Origin of the sequence: Flavobacterium sp. (assembly GCF_043720215.1) — a bacterium.
Taxonomy (GTDB): domain Bacteria; phylum Bacteroidota; class Bacteroidia; order Flavobacteriales; family Flavobacteriaceae; genus Flavobacterium.
In genome coordinates this window covers 1-19,237 of sequence record NZ_JAYSSZ010000291.1, presented here as the reverse complement: position 1 = coordinate 19,237, position 19,237 = coordinate 1, and the positions used below count along the sequence as shown (strand labels likewise).

Below are 19,237 nucleotides of genomic sequence, written 5' to 3'. Positions count from 1 at the left end.
GGTTTGATAGGATATTTAGTTATACCTTTGATAAGATTAAAAAAAAATTAAAAATAAGCATTCAACACATGAAGATAGGATTGTATTTCGGAACATTTAATCCCATACATATTGGGCATTTAATTATCGCTAATCATATGGTTGAATATTCAGATTTAGATCAGATCTGGATGGTTGTTACACCTCATAATCCATTAAAAAAGAAAGATACTTTGCTAGATGATTATCAGCGTTTGTATTTAGTAAATTTGGCTACAGAAGAATATCCAAAAATAAAACCATCAGACGTAGAGTTTAAATTGCCTCAACCTAATTATACCGTAAATACTCTTGCTTATTTACAAGATAAATTTCGACAACATGATTTTTCATTAATTATGGGAGAAGATAATTTAAAATCACTCCATAAATGGAAGAATTATGAAGTCATTTTGCAAAATCATGATATTTATATTTATCCAAGAGTTTCTCCTGAAATAGAAAATTTAGAACTCAAGAATCATTCAAAAATTCACATTATTGACGCTCCAATTGTTGAAATATCATCTACTTTTATTCGTGAAAATATTAAAAGCAAAAAAAACATTCAACCACTTTTGCCATGTAAAGTTTGGGAATATATTGATCATAATAATTTTTATAGAAAGTAATTTGTTCAATTAACATAGTTTTAATTTACTTATAACTAAACTTTCATAACTTTAAACTTTTAAAAATTTAAACTAAAAAGTTATGCTAAACTTCGAATTATACAATCCTACCAATTATGTTTTTGGTAAAGATCAAATAGAAAAAATATCTGTACTCATTCCCCAAAAAAGGAAAGTGTTATTAGCTTATGGTGGTGGAAGTATTTTTAAAAATGGAATTTATGATCAAGTAAAATCTGCTTTAAAAGATTTTGAAATTATTGAATTTGGAGGGATAGAGCCAAATCCGCGTTTTGAAACTTTAATGAAAGCAGTAGATATTATTCGAGAAAATAAAATTACTTTTATTTTAGCTGTAGGAGGTGGAAGCGTTATTGATGGTGTGAAATTTATTTCTGCAGCAACTCATTATGACGGAAATCCAATTGATATTCTTAAAAAAAGGATTTTATTTAAAGAGATTTCAAAAGTTATACCTTTCGGTACTGTTCTGACTTTACCTGCTACTGGAAGCGAAATGAATTCAGGTGCAGTAGTTACCATTGAGGCAACACATGAAAAACTTGTTCTTGGAGGAAGTGCATTATTTCCTCAATTTTCTATTTGTGATCCAACCGTTATCGCATCTTTGCCGAAAAGGCAAATACAAAATGGGATTATAGATGCTTTTACTCATGTTATGGAACAATATTTAACCTATCCACATGATGCGATTTTGCAAGATAGAATTGCCGAAAGCATTCTGCAAACTTTAGTAGAAATTGGCCCAGATGTTGTTGAATCTCCAACGGATTATAAATTGGCATCAAATTTTATGTGGTGTGCAACTATGGCATTGAATGGTTTGATTCAAAAAGGTGTTCCGTCAGATTGGGCAACTCATATGATAGGTCACGAGCTTACGGCTTTGTATGAGATAGATCATGCTAGAACATTAGCGGTTATTGCACCAAATCTTTATAAGATTATGTTTGAAACTAAGAAGGATAAATTAGCACAATATGGTGAACGTATTTTTCAGGTTGAAGGAAACTCTGTCGAAGAAAAAGCTCTAAATGCAATTCATGAAACAGTAAACTTTTTCCATAAAATGGGTATGAAGACAAAATTATCTGAATATACTCCAGATTACGAAAAATCAGCCGATTTTATTGTTAATCGTTTTGAAGAAAGAGGTTGGAAAGCACTTGGTGAAAAACAAAATATTACTACTCAAAAAGTCAGAGAAATTGTAGAGTTGAGTTACTAAATAATTTTTGAATTATTGAAAAATCAAAAGGCGTTCAAGAAATATTTTCCTGAACGCCTTTCTTCTAAACACCAAAAACAAAACTTAATTTTAACTTAACTAACTCACTTTATTTTAAATAATAACGTGTTGAGTATAAATTAATTGTGTTAGAAATCATAATCTATTGTTAAATTTTTAGTTATCGGTAATATTTTATAAAATCTCCAATGTTCTTTCTAATGCCATACCTCGGGATCCTTTTATTAAAATTGTTTTTGAAGTTATTTTTTTTTCTTTAAAAACTTTAGCAAATTCATCATAAGTTTCAAAAAAATGTAAATTAGTAGCGTCTAGTTTATTTGCAAAAAAATCATGACCTACAAAATATGTTTCTATTTGAGTTTCGTTTTGTAATAACTCGATTATTTTCTTATGCTCTATTAAGCTTTCATTTCCAAGTTCAAACATATCGCCTAAAACAGCAATTTTCTGCTTTCCTTCTAGTTGTATCAAATTTAATATTGCTGCGCTCATACTGCTAGGATTTGCATTATAGGCGTCTAAAATAATAGTATTGCTGTTTTTTTCTATTAATTGTGAGCGATTGTTAGTTGGGATGTAATTTTCTATAGCATTTTTAATTTCTATATCAGAAATATTAAAGAATTTTCCAATAGTAATAGCGGCATTAATGTTGTTTGCATTGTATAATCCAATTAGATGGGATTGAATTTCCAAATCATTAACTCCTATTTTCACCATCGGATTTGCAGAAACAGAATCAATTTTGACATCACTTTTTTCTTTCTGTGAAAAAGTATAACGTGTAATTTGATTCGTCTTATTTTTCTGAATTTCATCATCGAGATTCACAAAAACCATTTTTTTATTTTCTTCTAAATAGTTATATAACTCACTTTTTCCAATAATAACTCCTTCAATCCCTCCAAAACCTTCTAAATGAGCTTTGCCAAAATTTGTTATATAGCCATAATCAGGTTCTGCTATTGAGCATAATAATTCAATTTCTTTTTGATGATTTGCTCCCATTTCAACAATGCCAATATCAGTGTCTTCATTAAATGATAATAAAGTTAGGGGTACTCCAATGTGATTGTTTAAGTTTCCTATGGTTGCTTTTGTATTGTATTTTTTAGCAAGCACTACATTAATCAGTTCTTTGGTTGTGGTTTTACCATTACTTCCTGTTAATGAGATAATAGGAAGTCCTAATTGCTGACGATGATATTTTGCTAACTCTTGCAAGGTTTTCAAGCTATCTGAAACGAGAATCATTTTGTCTTTGTTTGTATAATATTGTTTATTATCTATTATTACAAATGACGCTCCTTTTTCTAGTGCTTCTTGAGCAAATGTATTGGCATCGAAGTTGTCACCTTTAAGTGCAACAAATAACGAGTTAGCTTCTATTTTTCGAGTGTCTGTGCTTACAGTGGTGCACTGTAAAAAGCATTGGTAAAGTTCTTCAATTTTCATAATGCGAAAGTAATAAAAAAATAAAAGCTCTCGCATTTGCGAGAGCTTTTAAAATAATTGTGCAAGAAATTAATTAATTTCTTGCTCTTTTTTTCATGTCAGATTTTGGACCTACTCTAGACATTGCGCATCTAAATCCAATGTAGTCAGAAGCAATATCTTCTTGGCAATATCTTCTTTGTGCTGGATCTAACCAATAAGCTCTATCTCTCCAAGAACCACCTTTGTATACTCTAACGTCATCGCCAATAAGTGTTGTTCTTTTTGCAGATTTATCAAACTTTTTATCCATAGCTCCAGTGCTGTCAGATAATATTTTGTGAATCGGAGAATCGTACATTCTGTTTTTATCACTTTTCTTTACATCTGCTTCTTCAGATCCACCAAAGTCAAAGAAACGAGTTGACTGTTTATCACCATCTCTATAGTTTATCTCATTACTTTTGTCGAAGTTTTGTCTTAAATAAGTCTCTTTCTCGTCAACAGGCACCTGAGCAATTTCTCCTGGTTTGTTTCTTAAAAGAATTTTACCATTACTTAAAGTATCATACTTCATTGTTTCTGTAGTAACTAGTTCTATTTTACCATCGTCTCCAATTTTGTTTTTTGTGTAAACATTTCCACGAACATAATTGAAATCATTTGCTTCATCATCAACTATAGGTCTGTAAACATCTTGAACCCATTCAGCAACGTTACCAGCCATATCATATAATCCAAAATCATTTGGTTTGTATGATTTAACAGGAGCAGTAATGTCAGCACCATCATCAGACCAACCTGCGATTCCACCGTAATCTCCTTTTCCTTGTTTGAAATTAGCCAATTGATCACCTCTTGTTTGTCTGTTTCCAGAACGTGTGTATGATCCTTTCCAAGGATATTTTTTCTGACCTCTGTAAAGGTTGTATTCTCTGTTTCCTACGTCTGCAGCAGATGCATATTCCCATTCTGCTTCAGTTGGTAATCTGTACTCAGGTAATAAAATCCCTGATGTTTTTTGTGCGTAAACGTTTTTAGCCTCATCACCGCCACCAGTTGATGTTGTGTCAGAAGATGCTTTTGCAGCTTTTTTAGCGCTTTTTCCGCCTTTACGACGGGTTTTCTTCAAAATGATCTCTTCGTTTCCACCAAAAGAAGTTGAAGGAGTAGCTAAGTATGCTTCAGAATCAAAAGTATTGTTGGCGTCAACGTCAACTACTTTTGCTCCTTTTTTCATATAGCCTTCTCTTTCAAGAACAGCCTCGTTTACACGATTTGTTCTCCATTTTGCGTATTCGCTGGCTTGAATCCAGTTTACACCTACAACTGGGTATTGCGAGTAAGCTGGGTGTCTTAAATAGTTATTGGTCATAGTTTCGTTATAACCTAATCTATTTCTCCATACTAATGTATCAGGAAGTGCACCAGTATAAATATTTTTGTAATTTTCTTCAGTTGGAGGAAAAACTCTTTTCGTCCAATCTAAATATTCCATATACATAAGGTTTGTAACCTCAGTTTCGTCCATATAGAACGATTGAACGTGTTGCTGATTTGGAGTATTATTCCAATCATGCATTACATCATCTTGAACTTTTCCCATTGTAAATGTTCCACCTTCAACTAATACTAATCCAGGAGCTGTCTCTTGTTTTGTAAAGTTGTTGTTGTATTGGAAACCACCACTAGGGTCGTTAATCTTCCATCCAGTAGCAGATGAAGTGTTTTTCGAACTAGACTTTTTACTACAACTAGTAAATCCTAATAACACTATTAATGAAAATAGCACTCTTACAGTCACAATTTTGTTTACTTTCATACTTTCGTAGGTAATTATTTTGTGGCGCAATATAACAATTAACTATTAAACCGCAACACGTTTTTTATAAATATTTAAAAAAAGGTTAAAATTTATTTTTTGTCACTTATACTTTAACGAATTATCTTTTTTTATATTGTTTAAAATAATTTATTTTTACTGCCTAAAATAAATATGGTTTTATAACGTTATCTTTGAATATGAAAAAAATTGCTACTATAATTATACTGTTTATTTTTCAATCGTCATTTTCGCAAGATAATAGTATATTTACTATTGATTGGATTGATGGGGAATACAGTGTTGCCGAGAACTACAATGTAAACGTTCCTCATTTTAAATCTGATTCCTATACATATGACCCAGTTAAAAAAAGCATTACTTTTTCTAAAAAAATCGAAGTTCCTTTTACAATAGATGAAAAAAGTTTAAAACTATCTAATGTTGTTTTTGAAACCTTTGCAGAAGAAAAACTTGGAGATTTAGATAAATTGCTAATTCCTAATACACTAAATGCTACAATACTAAATGCTAATGCGAGAGATGTAAATTACGGATTATTAACGTTTTACCCTATTATTAAAGAAGGTAATGTTTATAAAAGAGTTAAGTCATTGTCAATAAGCTATTCTGCTGGTACGAATAGAGAATTTAGTCAGCGAAGTATAAATGCAATAAGTAATTCTATTCTTAAAACAGGAGAGTGGCGTAGATTTTATGTAGAAAGATCTGGAGTTTATGCTGTTTCCAAATCATTTTTAACAGAAATAGGATTTAATGTTAATGTAGATCCTCGTACAATAAAAATATATGGTAATGGCGGAAGAATGGTGCCATTGACAAATTCAGTTCCATATCCAAATGATTTAGCTGAAAATGCTATTCAATTTATTGGTGAAAATGATGGTATTTTTAACGATAGTGATTATATTTTATTTTATGCTGATGGTTTAGATAACTACAATTCAGATAGTGATACACATACTAATTTGTATGCAGACAAAGCCTATTATTACGTAACTTCTTCTGCGTCAATTGGAAAGAGAATTACGCCTATGGTTGAATCTACACAGCCGCCAGTAACAACATTTACTACTTTTGATGATTATAAATACTATGAGGTCGATAGAGTAAATCTTGTTCATTTAGGAAGAAAATGGTTTGGAGAACAATTTAATGTAGTAAATGAGCAGATTTTTTCATTCAGTTTTCCAAATTTAGTTACAACAAGTCCAGTTTTAGTAACAGTTAAAACAGCTGCAATTGGTGTTTCGCCTACTTCTTTTGCTGTAAAAGCGAATAATATAAGTGTAGGTAATATATTTTTACCAGCTAACAACTCAAGCAGTTTAGCCACATCAGGAAACCTTCTAACATCACTGACGTCTTCAAGTTCAAACATTTCTGTTTCGTTAACTTATAATAATAGTGGCGTGCCAAGCGCTATTGGGTATTTAGATTATATAGCTTTAAAAGCGAAATCAAACCTTACCGGTTTTGGTAAACAATTTAGATTTTCTGTCGAAGCCGTAGCATCATCAATTGGGACATGCGAATATCAAATTAGCAATGCTTCAGCAATAGGTCAAGTTTGGGACATTACCGATATATACAATGTTACTTCAAAAGCAAATGCAGGACAACCTCAAATTGTTTTCAAAACCTTTATGGGAAGTCCTAACAAGTACATAGCTGTGGCTAATGGAGATATTTATTCGCCTTTAAAAGATGCTAGCACATCAGTTTCAAATCAAGATATAAAAGGAACAATTTTCTTGAACAATCTAGGAGTTTTTCAAGATATAGATTATATAATAGTAACCCCCTATTTTCTAAGAAGCCAGGCAGAAAGATTAGCAAATTTTCATAGAACTCAGTCTAATCTTAATGTAAAAGTGGTTAATCTAGAAGGAATTTATGAAGAGTTTTCGTCTGGAAAACAAGATATAGGCGGTATTAGAAATTTGGTAAAATATGTATACGATAATGCTTCGGTACCAAGTAAAAAATTAAAATATTTGTGTCTTTTTGGTGATGCTTCCTACGATTTTAAAAATAGAATTTCTAACAATACGAATATTGTTCCAATATTTCAATCAGTAGAGAGCTTTTCTCTTTCAGGATCATTTATTTCAGATGATTATTTTGGTTTAATGGATCCAAACGAAGGAAGTATGACAAGTGCTTTAGGTCTCGATGTGGCTGTAGGTAGAATGCTAGTTTCTAGTTTAGAACAAGCAGAGCAAATGGTGACTAAAGTTATAGAATATCATGACGAGAAGTCTTACGGAAGATGGAGAAATAATCTTGTTTTTCTGGCCGATGATGTTGATAGAAATACTGATTATTCATTACAAGTTAATTTAGATACAATGTCTAATAATATAACGACACAAAAACCTTTTTTTAATTCCAAAAAAATATTTATCGATTCGTATGTGCAAGAAACTACGTCTGGAGGACAAAAATACCCTAAAGCAAAAGAAGATTTCGTAAACTCTTTTGGGCAAGGAGCTTTAGTTTTTGATTATCTTGGACACGGAGGAGAAGATGGATTGGCTGGAGAAAGACTTTTTGAGAGATTAGATGCTATTAACTTAGCGAATAGATACAAATATCCCTTATTTATAACTGTAACTTGCGAGTTCACTCGTTTTGACAATCCTTCTAGACCCACAGCTGGTGAGCAAACGTATTGGAATCCTTCTGGTGGAGCTATCTCGATGGTTACTACAACCCGACAAATAGGACAATCTACGGGGGAAACTTTTAATATAAATTTAGCTTCAAAACTATTTGCTTACGGTTCTAATAATTATCCTACCATTGCAGAATCCGTTAGGCTGACTAAAGTAATGTCGGGTAATTCAGGAAATAATGTGGTATTTTATATTGGTGATCCAGCATTAAAACTAGCCATTCCAAAACCAAAAGTTAGATTGACAAAAATAAATGGAGTTCCCGTTGCTTCTTTTCCACCAGTATTACAAGCGTTAAGTTTTGCGACACTTACTGGAGAAATTGTTGATGAATTTGATAATCCTTTGCCAAATTATAATGGAGAATTAGCAGTTAATGTTTATGATAAAGATATAAACAGAACAACATTAGGAAACGATAATACTATTGTTGGAAGTGGCGTTGGTATAATGAACTTTACTGCTCTGGGCGAAACTATTTTTAGAGGAAATGCATCCATAACAAACGGACAATTCGAGTTTGGGTTTGTAGTGCCAAGAGATATAAGAATTCCAGTTGGAAATGGAAAAGTTAGTTTTTATGCAAAAAACAATAGTCCTCTCGAAGATCAAACAGGTCACGATTTTTCTATTCAAATAGGCGGGATTGATACAGCGGCAGTTGCTGATGTTATACCGCCTCGAATTAGAATTTACATGAATGATGAAACCTTTGTTTCTGGCGGGATTACTAACGAATCCCCATTGTTTTTGGCTTTTCTTGAAGACGAACATGGTATAAATACGGCTAGTGGAATCGGTCACGATATTGTTGCTTATTTAGATGGAGATGAAACAAAACCATATATTTTGAATGATTTTTATGAAACCGAACTAAATGATTATACCAAAGGAAAATTAAAATATCCTTTCAAAAATTTAGCAATTGGCTTACATACTTTAACATTCAAAGCTTGGGACGTTTATAACAATATTGTAACAGCCGATTTACAGTTTATAGTAGTAGGTGACGAAACCTTAACATTGACAAATGTGCTCAATTACCCAAACCCATTTGTAAATCATACCGAGTTTTGGTTTACCCACAACAAACCATTCGAACAACTCGAAGTACAGGTGCAAGTTTTCACCATAACAGGGAAAGTTGTTTGGTCAAAAAACCAAATAGTAAGTAACGAAGGTTTTACCTCGAGAGATATTACTTGGGATGGTCGTGACGATTTTGGAGACAAAATAGGAAAGGGAGTTTATGTGTATAAACTAACCGTAAAATCTAATTTGACTAATAAAAAGACCGAAAAAATAGAGAAATTAGTAATTCTTTGATAAAAGAATATATATTTGTTAATTATTATATCAAAAAAATAAAATGAAGAGAATTGTTCTTATAGTAACTGGATTGTTTTTAAGTTTAAATGCCAATGCTCAAACAGAGCGGGCAATAACAACTGGAGTTCCTTTTTTATTAATCGCTTCAGATGCTCGTGCTGCTGCTATGGGAGATAACGGTGTGGCAACATCGCCAGATGCTTTCTCACAACAATACAATCCTGCTAAATATGCTTTTTCTATAAAAAAGCAAGGTTTCTCTGTAAGTTATACACCTTATTTAACTGCGCTTGTTAATGACATTTCGTTAGGACAACTTAATTATTTTAATAGAATAAATGAAAGAAGTGCAGTGGGAACGAGTTTGCGTTATTTTAGTTTAGGAGAGATACAACTTACGGATCAAGATGGAAATCAGACACAAATAGTGAAACCTAATGAGTTAGCTCTGGATTTGTCTTACTCATTAAAGTTGAGCGAAAAATTTTCTATGGGAATTGCAGGAAGATATATACGATCTAATTTGAAAATTCCTAGTCAAAATAATGATGCTACTAATGCTAGTAGTTTTGCGGTCGATGTAGCTGGTTATTACCAATCGGAAGAAATTGCGTATACAGATTTTAATGGTCGTTGGAGAGGTGGATTTAATTTTCAAAATTTGGGGCCAAAAATAAACTATGACAGAGCCATTGGCGATGCTAATTCAAATTTCTTACCTTCTAATTTAAGAATTGGTGGTGGTTTCGATTTTATTTTAGATGATTACAACAAAGTTTCGGCAAATGTAGAATTTACAAAACTATTAGTTCCTACACCTCAAGTTCCAGATGCGCCAGTGGATGCTAATGGAGATGGAGATTTCACGGATATAGATGATGTGACTGAAGCTGAGCAAAGAGCAATAACAAATGCAAACTATCAAGCTATTGGTTGGACTTCAGGGATTTTCAAATCATTTGGAGATGCGCCAGACGGATTTAGCGAAGAACTAAAAGAATTTACGTATGCGGTTGGTGGAGAATATTGGTACCAAGATTCATTTGCATTCCGTTTAGGATATTTTCACGAAAGTGAGCAAAAAGGGAAAAGAAAATATTTTACTTTAGGAGCAGGTTTCAAATATAATGTAGTAACTTTAGATGTGTCTTATTTGTTTTCAGCATCAAAAGTGCCAAATCCATTAGAAAATACATTGCGTTTTTCTCTGACATTCAATTTCGGAGACGATTATGATCAAAATTAATATAAATAAGTAATAAATAAGTTAATCCAAATTTCAATTCATGAGATTTGGATTTTTTTTCCCTTAAGAAGTATGAAATATTTATGATGCCTAAATCAGGAAAACAAATTAAGATTCCCTTGTAAATTTACCATATTTCAATAAAAAATAAATATTATCTACATATGAAAGAGATTAATATAAATACTCACTTGTCAGTTTTTGAATCGATGCAAGAATTACCTAGCGATGTAAATGAACTAATGCAAAAGGCAATAGCAGTTCGTAAAAATGCCTATGCACCCTATTCTAAATTTCATGTAGGAGCTGCGATTTTGTTAGATAATGGCGAAATTTCAGTAGGGTCAAACCAAGAAAACGCTGCGTATCCGTCAGGGCTTTGCGCAGAAAGAGTAGCTATTTTTCATGCAGGTGCAATTTATCCTCATGCAAAAATAGTAAAAATGGCAATTACAGCTGGTTCTACAACATCAGTAACATCAAAACCTATTCCGCCATGTGGTGCTTGTCGTCAATCTATTTTTGAATATGAATTTAGACAAGATAGCTCAATAGAAATTTATTTTATGGGAGAGACCGGTGAAGTATATAAGTCAAATTCGATTCAAAATTTACTTCCACTTACATTTGATAAGAACTTCTTATAAAATTATTAAAAAGTACTGTTTATATTTCACATCTTAATCGGAAAGTCTTATTTTTGCTTTTCGCAAATTTGTAAGAGGTCGATATTTAATGTTTATAAGATAATTTGCAAGCGTAAAATACTAGAAAAAGAAAATTTAGATGAAAGAAATTACAAAAGAAGTTTACTTAAAGTGGTACGAAGATATGCTACTTTGGAGAAAGTTTGAAGACAAACTAGCGGCACTTTATATACAACAAAAAGTAAGAGGATTTCTTCACTTATATAATGGTCAGGAAGCAGTTCTTGCAGGTGCTTTGCACGCAATGGAATTAGGTAAAGACAAAATGATTACGGCATATCGTAACCACGTTCAGCCAATAGGAATGGGAGTAGACCCAAAAGCGGTAATGGCTGAGTTGCTTGGAAAAGTAACAGGAACATCTAAAGGAATGGGCGGATCGATGCATATTTTTTCTAAAGAAAAAGGTTTTTTTGGAGGTCATGGAATTGTAGGAGCTCAAATTCCTGTTGGTGCTGGAATGGCTTTTGCAGATAAATATTTCGGTCGTGACGGTGTAACTTTGACCTATTTTGGTGATGGTGCAGCACGTCAAGGATCACTTCATGAAGCCTTTAATATGGCAATGTTATGGAAATTACCAGTGGTTTTTATTGTTGAAAATAACGGTTATGCCATGGGAACTTCTGTCGAAAGAACTGCCAATCATACTGATATTTGGAAACTAGGTTTGGGTTATGAAATGCCTTGCGGACCAGTTGACGGAATGAATCCTGTGAAAGTTGCCGAAGCGATGCACGAAGCAATTGACAGAGCACGTCGTGGAGACGGACCGACTTTCTTAGAAATGAAAACATACCGTTTTAGAGGTCACTCGATGTCTGATGCGCAACTATATCGTTCTAAAGAAGAAGTAGAAGAATACAAAAAAATAGATCCGATTACTCAAGTTCTTGATGTAATTATGGAGAAAAAATATGCTACAGAAGAAGAAATTGAAGCGATTGACGAAAGAGTAAAAGATTTAGTAGAAGAATGTGTAACATTTGCCGAAGAATCTCCTTTCCCGGAAGTACAACAATTGTATGATGTAGTTTACGACCAAGAAAATTATCCATTTATTCCTCATAGATTATAAATTATGGCAACAGTAATCACAATGCCTCGTTTGAGCGATACTATGACGGAAGGAACAGTAGCAACTTGGTTAAAAAAAGTAGGAGATAAAATTTCAGAAGGAGATATTCTTGCTGAAATTGAAACAGATAAAGCAACAATGGAATTTGAATCTTTCAATTCTGGAACGCTTTTATATATTGGAATACCAGAAGGGGAATCGGCACCAGTAGATTCGCTTTTAGCTATTATTGGAAAAGAAGGAGAAGATATTTCTGCTTTATTGAATGGAAATCCAGTTGCTACAAAAGAAGAAGCTAAAGCTGAAATTTCTGAAGCTCCCAAAACCCAAGACTCAAAACCTGAAACCACTTTGCCAAAAGGTACTGTAGTAGTTACAATGCCTCGTTTAAGTGATACAATGACCGATGGAACTGTTGCGACTTGGTTGAAAAAAGTAGGTGATAAAGTTGCCGAAGGCGATATTCTTGCCGAAATTGAAACGGATAAAGCAACCATGGAATTTGAATCTTTCAATGCTGGAACTTTATTATTTATAGGGATTCAAGAAGGAGAATCTGCACCTGTAGATAGCGTTTTAGCTATTATTGGACCAGATGGAACTGATATTACTGGAATTGCTGAAAATTATAAAAAAGGTGGAAATAGTCCTGCTCCAGTTGCTGAAAAAGTAGTTGAAGTTGCAACACAGACTTCTAATACACAACTTCCAGTCTCTAATTCAAACGAAAGAATTTTCGCTTCGCCATTAGCTAAAAAAATAGCTTCGGATAAAGGAATTAGTTTATCTCAAGTAAAAGGTTCTGGTGAAAACGGAAGAATTACAAAATCTGATATAGAAAACTTTAATCCATCAACAGCAAGTGCCCCAGTTCAAGTGGTTGCGGAAACAACAAATGCTGTAGCTGCGGTGAAACCATTTGTTCCAGCCGGAGAAAAGTTTACAGAAGAAATTAAAAATTCGCAAATGCGAAAAATAATTGCAAAACGATTAGCAGAATCTTTATTTACAGCACCACATTACAATTTAGTAATTGAAGTGACCATGGACGAAGCTATGAAATCGAGAGCAATTATTAATAGCGTTCCAGATACAAAAGTATCTTTTAATGATATGGTTATCAAGGCATCTGCAATGGCTTTGAAAAAACATCCAAAAATAAATTCACAATGGAGAGAAGATTCAATTCTTATTAACCATCACGTGAATATTGGTGTGGCTGTTGCTGTTGAAGACGGATTAGTTGTACCTGTTTTAAACTTTACAGACCAAATGAGTTTGTCTCAAATTGGTACTGGTGTTCGTGATTTAGCAGGAAGAGCTAAATCTAAAAAACTATTACCTACAGAAATGGAAGGAAGTACTTTTACTATTTCTAACCTTGGGATGTTTGGTATTACAGAATTCAATTCGATCATAAACCAACCCAATTCTGCTATACTTTCAGTTGGTGCAATTGTAGAAAAACCAGTAGTTAAAAACGGACAAATTGTAGTAGGAAATACCATGATGCTTTCTTTAGCTTGCGATCACAGAACAATTGATGGCGCAACTGGAGCTCAATTTTTACAAACATTGAAACAATTTATTGAAAATCCGGTGACGATGTTGGCATAAATTTCAATAAAATTCATAAATACTAATCCCGTCTTGTTTATACTTGATGGGATTTTTTTATTGATTTATATTAGATAATATTTCCAATAAACGGGATTTTTTTCTTTTAGAAACAGGCAAAGTGCTTTTGTCACTCAAAATAACATAACCACCATCTTTAAAAATATAACTTTTTAAATGATTCAGATTTATAATATGTGAATGATGAATTCTTTCGAATCCAATTGTGCAAAGTAAATCTTCAAACTCTTTTAATGGTTTTGAAATCAGTGATTTTTTACCATCAATAAAGTGAATATTGGTATAATTTCCATCGGAAGTGCATTTTAAAATACTCTGAATATCATGAATAAAAATACCTTCTGTTGTTTGTAAAGCAATTTGTTTATGCTGAGTTTGCGTGGTCTGATTCTTGATGAAATTTTCTAACTGAAGTTGAATGTCATTTTTATTTGATCTTTTTGCTTTATTAACCGCTTGCATTAACTCCTCAGCGTCAATGGGTTTTAGTAAATAATCTAAAGCACTGAATTTTATAGCATTAATTGCATATTGACTATAAGCAGTTGTGAAAATTACTTTGAAATTTTGATTGTTTTTTAAGGCTTCTAGAATTTCAAAGCCCAATCCATCAGTTAGTTGAATATCTAAAAAGACTAATTCTGGATTTTTTTCCTGAATTAATGCAATACTTTTTGCAACACTTCCTGCAGTTCCTATGACTTCTATGTCTGGACAATACCGGCTAAGGTCGGATAATAATGCCGAAATTGCCTGTTCTTCATCTTCAATAATAATTGTTTTCATCTTACCAAATGGTTTTATATGGGATTTGAATAATTACTTCTGTTCCATTTGCTTCTCCTTTTTCATTATGCAAATCGATAATTTTTAAAAAGATTTTGACTTCAAACTCATTTTCTAAAATTTCTAATCTTTCTTTAGTAATAGAAAAAGTTTTAGAATTATGTTGTTTGAATTTTTGTTTTTCTAATGAAGCGGCCATGCCAATTCCGTCATCTTTTACGATACATAATAGCGCATTTTTTTGTTTTTCGAATCGAATCGATAGTATTCCAGAATCATTTTTTGGAGCTAAACCATGAATAATTGCATTTTCTACAATGGGTTGTAATAACAAAGTTGGAATAGCAACATCATCTGGATTGATCGCTGGATCAATAGAAATCTCATAACTAAAAATATTTTTATATCGAATTTGAGTCAATTCAATATATAATTTCAGCATTTTTATTTCTGTTGAAAGCGGAATAGATTTTTCTGTTTTCTCTAAAAGCATTCTTAAAAGCACAGAGAATTTCGAAATATAACTTCCTGCTTTATCGTAATTTCCTTCCGAATAATACCCTTTGATGGTATTTAATGCATTGAAAATAAAATGAGGATTCATTTGCATTCGTAGCGCTTTTTGTTCCAATTCTATCATTTGTTTTTCGAGATTGGCTTTGTCTCGTTCTGTTTGGATTTGCTTTCTTTCTAAATCAAATTTTTCTCGAATTGATTTTTCTCTTTTTTTCAATAGAATATAGGTTGCGAAAAACAAACTGCCAAGGATAAAAATAATAAATGGATACGTTTTCCAAAAAGGTTTAGAAATACTAAATGGAATCGTTTTAGGATCGCTATAAATAGAATTTGAGTTTACAGATTGAACAATAAACTCATACTTTCCAGGAGACAATGCTTTGTAATTTATTTCTTGCGATTTAGATTTTGTCCATTTTTCATCATGCCCTTTAAGCTTATACAGATAGGAGATGTTTTTTTGGGAATTATACGACAAACCAATAAACGAAATGATGAAATCATTTTCATTGTGTTTGAAAACGAGGTTGTTTTTTGTTGAATAATTTTTATTTTTTACAATAAAATCCTCGAGAATCACTTTTGGTTTTATAAAATTGGGGACAATGTTTTTATAATTTACGATTAACAAACCGTTGTCGGAAGCTATATATAAACTATCGTTGACGATTTCTACATCGTTAACTTTTGTTCTTTCAAGCCCAAAATTTGAATTCAGGTTTTTTATAGTGACTTCATTTTTAGTCCAACTAATTAAATCTAATCCGAAATTATGACATACTAAAATAGAATTATTGGTAAAGCCCTTTTTTATAGCATAAATAATATTACTAGTAAGTCCTGCTTTTTTTGTTATATTTTTTATTAATTTATTGTTCTGGAAAACAAAAATTCCTTTAGAAGTTGTTCCTGCAATAAGATTTCGTGTGCTTTCTTGAAAATATAAAGATGAAATTTCAGTTTTCGTTTCGGGAAATTTAGCGGTTAGATTATTTATTTTATCATTTTCAATACAAAAAACACCTTTGTTAGTTCCTGCCCAAATTTGATTTTTATATTGTATTAGTTTCGTGGTTTTATTCGGTAATTTCACTAAAGGATTGGTAGATAATAATCCAAAATTATTGAGATTTTCAAACGAATTTTGGTTCAATTTAAACAAGTAGGAAGCGCCAAACCAATAATTACCTTTGTTATCTTCTAGAAAACTTCTTCCTCCCAAAAATTGAATAGTTTTATTTTTATTGTTTTCTTTAATTTGAATGGCATGATTTCCAATCACAAAAATTTTATTTTTATAAGGATATATTTGGGAAATCGAGTTTTTAGGCTGTAATTTTGAAATCGCTTTAAAAGTTGTGAGTACATTTTTATCTACTTTATAATACTCATCATTGTTAGAACCCGCCCAAATTGAATTATTCGGATCTTTAGTTAAACAATTTATGTTTAGTTTAAGGTTGTTTTTGTCATTTAGAACAAACGTATTTTTATTTGGCAAAAAGAAAATTCCGTTATCTAACGTAGTTATCCAAATGTTTTTCTCAAAGTCTTCATTGACACTCGAAATAGAATTTTCTTTAAAATAAGTGCTGGGTTTAGAGTTATGATTTAAAATGTTTTTTAGAAAAACGCCATTTCGTGTCCCAATCCAAAGCACAGATGTAGAATCTATAAAAAGACTAATAATTTCATTACTTTTTATATCAAGCTCAAATAATTTTGTAATTTGATTATTCTCAATTGCATATACTTTGTTGCTAAATGCAAAATAATTTTTAGTATGATGTTTTATATTTCTAATATAAAAGTTAGAAATATTTTTGTCGTTGTCAAAAGCTGTTATACGATTTCCTAAGCTGTTATAAATGCCTTTTTGCGTAAAATAATTACCGTTTTGTAAGGTGAAATAAATTGGATTGTTTTTAAAACTAATAAGCTTATTTTTATTTTTGAAATTTAAAACACAGACCGTTCCGTTTCGGTATGTTATTTGAACTTCTCCATTTTTACTTTCAAACACTTGAATGATAAGACCTAAGTCTTTCGTTTGTCTTAAATATTTATTATTTTTCTCGTTGTAAAATTTCTTATTAAGGTAATAAGATAGTTTTCCGTTATAAGAGTAAAACCACAATCGCCCTTTTGAATCCTGAAAAAAATTAAAATTTTCATTATCGGCTAAACCATCTTCGGTGTCAAAAATTAAAAATTTGTAACCATCGTATTTCAAGATTCCTCTGTCAGACGAAAACCACATAAATCCCTCTTTATCCTGAAAAGAACTATATATGGTATGCGAAGGCAATCCGTCTTTTATGCTCAAAGATACCTTGTAAGGCTCTTGTGCGAAAAGCGAAGTGGTATAAAATAAAGATAAAATTAAAATAAATCTGGCAATCATTAATTACTGGTTTATAGCAAATGTAACATAATAATTTTAGTCGTTTTTCTATATGACATACAATTGTCTGAAGATAACGACCACTTATCCGTATATTTTTCCCACTTATAAATTTTAGCTTCCCACTTATCATAAATAGTATAAATCAGCCTATTCATTTTGTTGTTTTGTATAGAAATAACTTTAAAAATCAACACATTATGAAAAAGAAACTACTTTATGGAATGTTTGTTATTGCATTTTCAAATTTTGTAAATGCTCAAACGCAAATTGGGTCTAATATTACCGGTGTTATTGCTGGTGAAGATGTGGGCAGATCAGTTTCTATTTCTTCAACAATTCTAGGAGATATTGTTGCTATCGGTACACCATATAATGACCAAGCAACTACTATGGGCGGTTTTGCAAGAGCATTTCAACGAAGTGGCTCGGTTTGGAATCAGAAAGGTCAAACAATTAGTGCTGAAGCAGCATCTGATTATTGTGGGGAAGTTAAATTATCAGGAAATGGTACAAGAATGGTTGTTGGTGCTAAATTCAATGATGGCAACGGAACGTCATCTGGTCATGTTAGAGTTTTTACTTTTAATTCTGCCACATCAACTTGGGATCAAATGGGTGCAGATATAGATGGAGAAGCCGCAGGTGATGAGTTTGGAACAGCTGTTGGAATTTCATATACGGGAACTGTTATTGCAGTTGGAGCTCCATTAAATAATTTAAACGGAACAACTTCAAATAGCGGTCATGTTCGTGTTTTTGAGTATAATACTGGTACTTCTAGTTGGGTGCAAAGAGGGGCTGATATTAATGGAAATGCTGCAAACGATCAATTTGGTCAGTCGCTTTCATTGTCTCCAGACGGAACTAAAATAGTTGCGGGTAGTGTTTGGGCTAATTCATCTGATGGTTATGTCGAAGTGCATACCTGGAATGGTACTGCTTGGGTTCAAAAAGGCGCAACAATTGTAGATGGCGGAAGTGATAAATCAGGGAGTAGTGTCGCTATTTCATCAGATGGAAATAGAATAGTTGTTGGTGCAATTAATTCAGGTGCTTTACTTCAAGGTAATGTTAAAGTGTATTCTTTTGTTAGTTCTGCTTGGACACAATTAGGTGCTACAATGAATGGCTGGGTAAATAGTATGAATTTAGGAACCTCGGTTAGTATGTCAGATTCGGGTAATGAAATAGTCGCAGGCGGACCGAACTGGACCGTCGTGCGCGATCAGCCGGTCGATGAGGAAGCGGCCGATGAACCCCGTCCCGCCGGTTACGAAGTAGCCCATCCGGTCCTCCTCGCGCAATCGTTTTTTTATTCCGGCGAATGATACACGGCACGCCCCGGCAGTTTAGGCGCACGCCTCTAAATCTGCGCTCTATGCTGCGACCGCTCCCCCATCCATGGCACCACGAAAGGAAACGACGATGGCCCGCACCAAGCGCACCACCCGCACCACCCGCAAGGCGACGCGTCCGGCCGGCAAGCTCGGCGTCCTTCGCGCCAACGCGCTGAAGGCGGTCAACGAATTGCTCCTCCGCGGCGCTCGCCTCAAGGCCCGGGCAAGCGCCTTCGGCGCCTTGACGCAGCTGGAGAAGGCGTTCCAGTCCCGCGTGGCGAGCGTGATCTCGAAGTTCGGGGTGCCCGATGC

At 32.9% G+C, this 19,237-nt stretch carries 13 protein-coding genes; 9 read left to right on the top strand and 4 right to left on the bottom strand.

What is annotated here, in order from left to right:
* Positions 1-68 precede the first annotated feature (68 nt).
* Together nadD and ACHZC3_RS12735 are read left to right on the top strand one after the other, a co-directional pair.
* Positions 69-650: a nicotinate (nicotinamide) nucleotide adenylyltransferase gene (nadD, locus tag ACHZC3_RS12740; protein WP_394760252.1), complete on the top strand. Its 582-nt coding sequence runs from the start codon at positions 69-71 to the stop codon at positions 648-650.
* Positions 651-732: 82 nt separating this feature from the next.
* Positions 733-1,899 carry an iron-containing alcohol dehydrogenase gene (locus ACHZC3_RS12735; RefSeq protein ID WP_394760251.1) on the top strand — a complete coding sequence of 389 codons (1,167 nt, stop codon included), beginning with the start codon at positions 733-735 and terminating at the stop codon, positions 1,897-1,899.
* A 195-nt stretch (positions 1,900-2,094) separates the two neighbouring features.
* On the opposite strand, the gene murF is transcribed toward ACHZC3_RS12735, so the two are convergent.
* Both murF and gldJ read right to left on the bottom strand, forming a co-directional pair.
* Positions 2,095-3,378 (bottom strand): UDP-N-acetylmuramoyl-tripeptide--D-alanyl-D-alanine ligase, encoded by a 1,284-nt coding sequence (murF, locus tag ACHZC3_RS12730; protein WP_394760250.1) that lies wholly within the window; start codon positions 3,376-3,378, stop codon positions 2,095-2,097.
* A 73-nt stretch (positions 3,379-3,451) separates the two neighbouring features.
* Positions 3,452-5,179 carry a gliding motility lipoprotein GldJ gene (gldJ, locus tag ACHZC3_RS12725; protein ID WP_394760249.1) on the bottom strand — a complete coding sequence of 576 codons (1,728 nt, stop codon included), beginning with the start codon at positions 5,177-5,179 and terminating at the stop codon, positions 3,452-3,454.
* A gap of 200 nt (positions 5,180-5,379) precedes the next feature.
* Here gldJ and porU point away from each other — a divergent pair, with 200 nt between their 5' ends.
* The 5 genes from porU to ACHZC3_RS12700 all read left to right on the top strand — a co-directional run bounded on the left by porU (position 5,380) and on the right by ACHZC3_RS12700 (position 13,855).
* Complete coding sequence (gene porU / locus ACHZC3_RS12720; protein ID WP_394760248.1) at positions 5,380-9,204, top strand: type IX secretion system sortase PorU; 3,825 nt, start codon at positions 5,380-5,382, stop codon at positions 9,202-9,204.
* Positions 9,205-9,247: 43 nt separating this feature from the next.
* Positions 9,248-10,453 (top strand): type IX secretion system outer membrane channel protein PorV, encoded by a 1,206-nt coding sequence (gene porV, locus ACHZC3_RS12715; protein WP_394760247.1) that lies wholly within the window; start codon positions 9,248-9,250, stop codon positions 10,451-10,453.
* A gap of 164 nt (positions 10,454-10,617) precedes the next feature.
* On the top strand, positions 10,618-11,100 hold the full coding sequence (cdd, locus tag ACHZC3_RS12710) for a cytidine deaminase (RefSeq protein WP_394760246.1): 483 nt from the start codon (positions 10,618-10,620) through the stop codon (positions 11,098-11,100).
* 139 nt (positions 11,101-11,239) lie between these two features.
* Positions 11,240-12,238 carry a pyruvate dehydrogenase (acetyl-transferring) E1 component subunit alpha gene (gene pdhA, locus ACHZC3_RS12705; RefSeq protein ID WP_394760245.1) on the top strand — a complete coding sequence of 333 codons (999 nt, stop codon included), beginning with the start codon at positions 11,240-11,242 and terminating at the stop codon, positions 12,236-12,238.
* A 3-nt stretch (positions 12,239-12,241) separates the two neighbouring features.
* Positions 12,242-13,855: a 2-oxo acid dehydrogenase subunit E2 gene (locus ACHZC3_RS12700; RefSeq protein WP_394760244.1), complete on the top strand. Its 1,614-nt coding sequence runs from the start codon at positions 12,242-12,244 to the stop codon at positions 13,853-13,855.
* 57 nt (positions 13,856-13,912) lie between these two features.
* On the opposite strand, the gene ACHZC3_RS12695 is transcribed toward ACHZC3_RS12700, so the two are convergent.
* Positions 13,913-14,662 carry a LytR/AlgR family response regulator transcription factor gene (locus ACHZC3_RS12695; protein WP_394760243.1) on the bottom strand — a complete coding sequence of 250 codons (750 nt, stop codon included), beginning with the start codon at positions 14,660-14,662 and terminating at the stop codon, positions 13,913-13,915.
* A gap of 1 nt (position 14,663) precedes the next feature.
* Entirely contained in the window at positions 14,664-17,585 is a 2,922-nt protein-coding gene (locus tag ACHZC3_RS12690) for a sensor histidine kinase (RefSeq protein ID WP_394760242.1), read from the bottom strand.
* A 200-nt stretch (positions 17,586-17,785) separates the two neighbouring features.
* Between ACHZC3_RS12690 and ACHZC3_RS12685 the strand changes: the two genes are divergently transcribed.
* Both ACHZC3_RS12685 and ACHZC3_RS12680 read left to right on the top strand, forming a co-directional pair.
* Positions 17,786-18,916, top strand: a complete 1,131-nt coding sequence (locus ACHZC3_RS12685; protein ID WP_394760241.1) for a hypothetical protein — start codon at positions 17,786-17,788, stop codon at positions 18,914-18,916.
* Positions 18,917-18,989: 73 nt separating this feature from the next.
* A partial coding sequence (locus ACHZC3_RS12680; protein WP_394760240.1) for a hypothetical protein occupies positions 18,990-19,237 on the top strand: 248 nt, incomplete at its 3' end.

Excerpts from the sequence above, each read along its gene's own strand:
- porU (WP_394760248.1), top strand. The coding sequence starts at position 5,380 with ATGAAAAAAATTGCTACTATAATTATACTGTTTATTTTTCAATCGTCA.
- pdhA (WP_394760245.1), top strand. The coding sequence starts at position 11,240 with ATGAAAGAAATTACAAAAGAAGTTTACTTAAAGTGGTACGAAGATATG.
- ACHZC3_RS12695 (WP_394760243.1), bottom strand. The coding sequence starts at position 14,662 with ATGAAAACAATTATTATTGAAGATGAAGAACAGGCAATTTCGGCATTA.
- murF (WP_394760250.1), bottom strand. The coding sequence starts at position 3,378 with ATGAAAATTGAAGAACTTTACCAATGCTTTTTACAGTGCACCACTGTA.
- ACHZC3_RS12690 (WP_394760242.1), bottom strand. The coding sequence starts at position 17,585 with ATGATTGCCAGATTTATTTTAATTTTATCTTTATTTTATACCACTTCG.
- nadD (WP_394760252.1), top strand. The coding sequence starts at position 69 with ATGAAGATAGGATTGTATTTCGGAACATTTAATCCCATACATATTGGG.
- cdd (WP_394760246.1), top strand. The coding sequence starts at position 10,618 with ATGAAAGAGATTAATATAAATACTCACTTGTCAGTTTTTGAATCGATG.
- ACHZC3_RS12735 (WP_394760251.1), top strand. The coding sequence starts at position 733 with ATGCTAAACTTCGAATTATACAATCCTACCAATTATGTTTTTGGTAAA.
- ACHZC3_RS12685 (WP_394760241.1), top strand. The coding sequence starts at position 17,786 with ATGAAAAAGAAACTACTTTATGGAATGTTTGTTATTGCATTTTCAAAT.
- porV (WP_394760247.1), top strand. The coding sequence starts at position 9,248 with ATGAAGAGAATTGTTCTTATAGTAACTGGATTGTTTTTAAGTTTAAAT.
- ACHZC3_RS12700 (WP_394760244.1), top strand. The coding sequence starts at position 12,242 with ATGGCAACAGTAATCACAATGCCTCGTTTGAGCGATACTATGACGGAA.
- gldJ (WP_394760249.1), bottom strand. The coding sequence starts at position 5,179 with ATGAAAGTAAACAAAATTGTGACTGTAAGAGTGCTATTTTCATTAATA.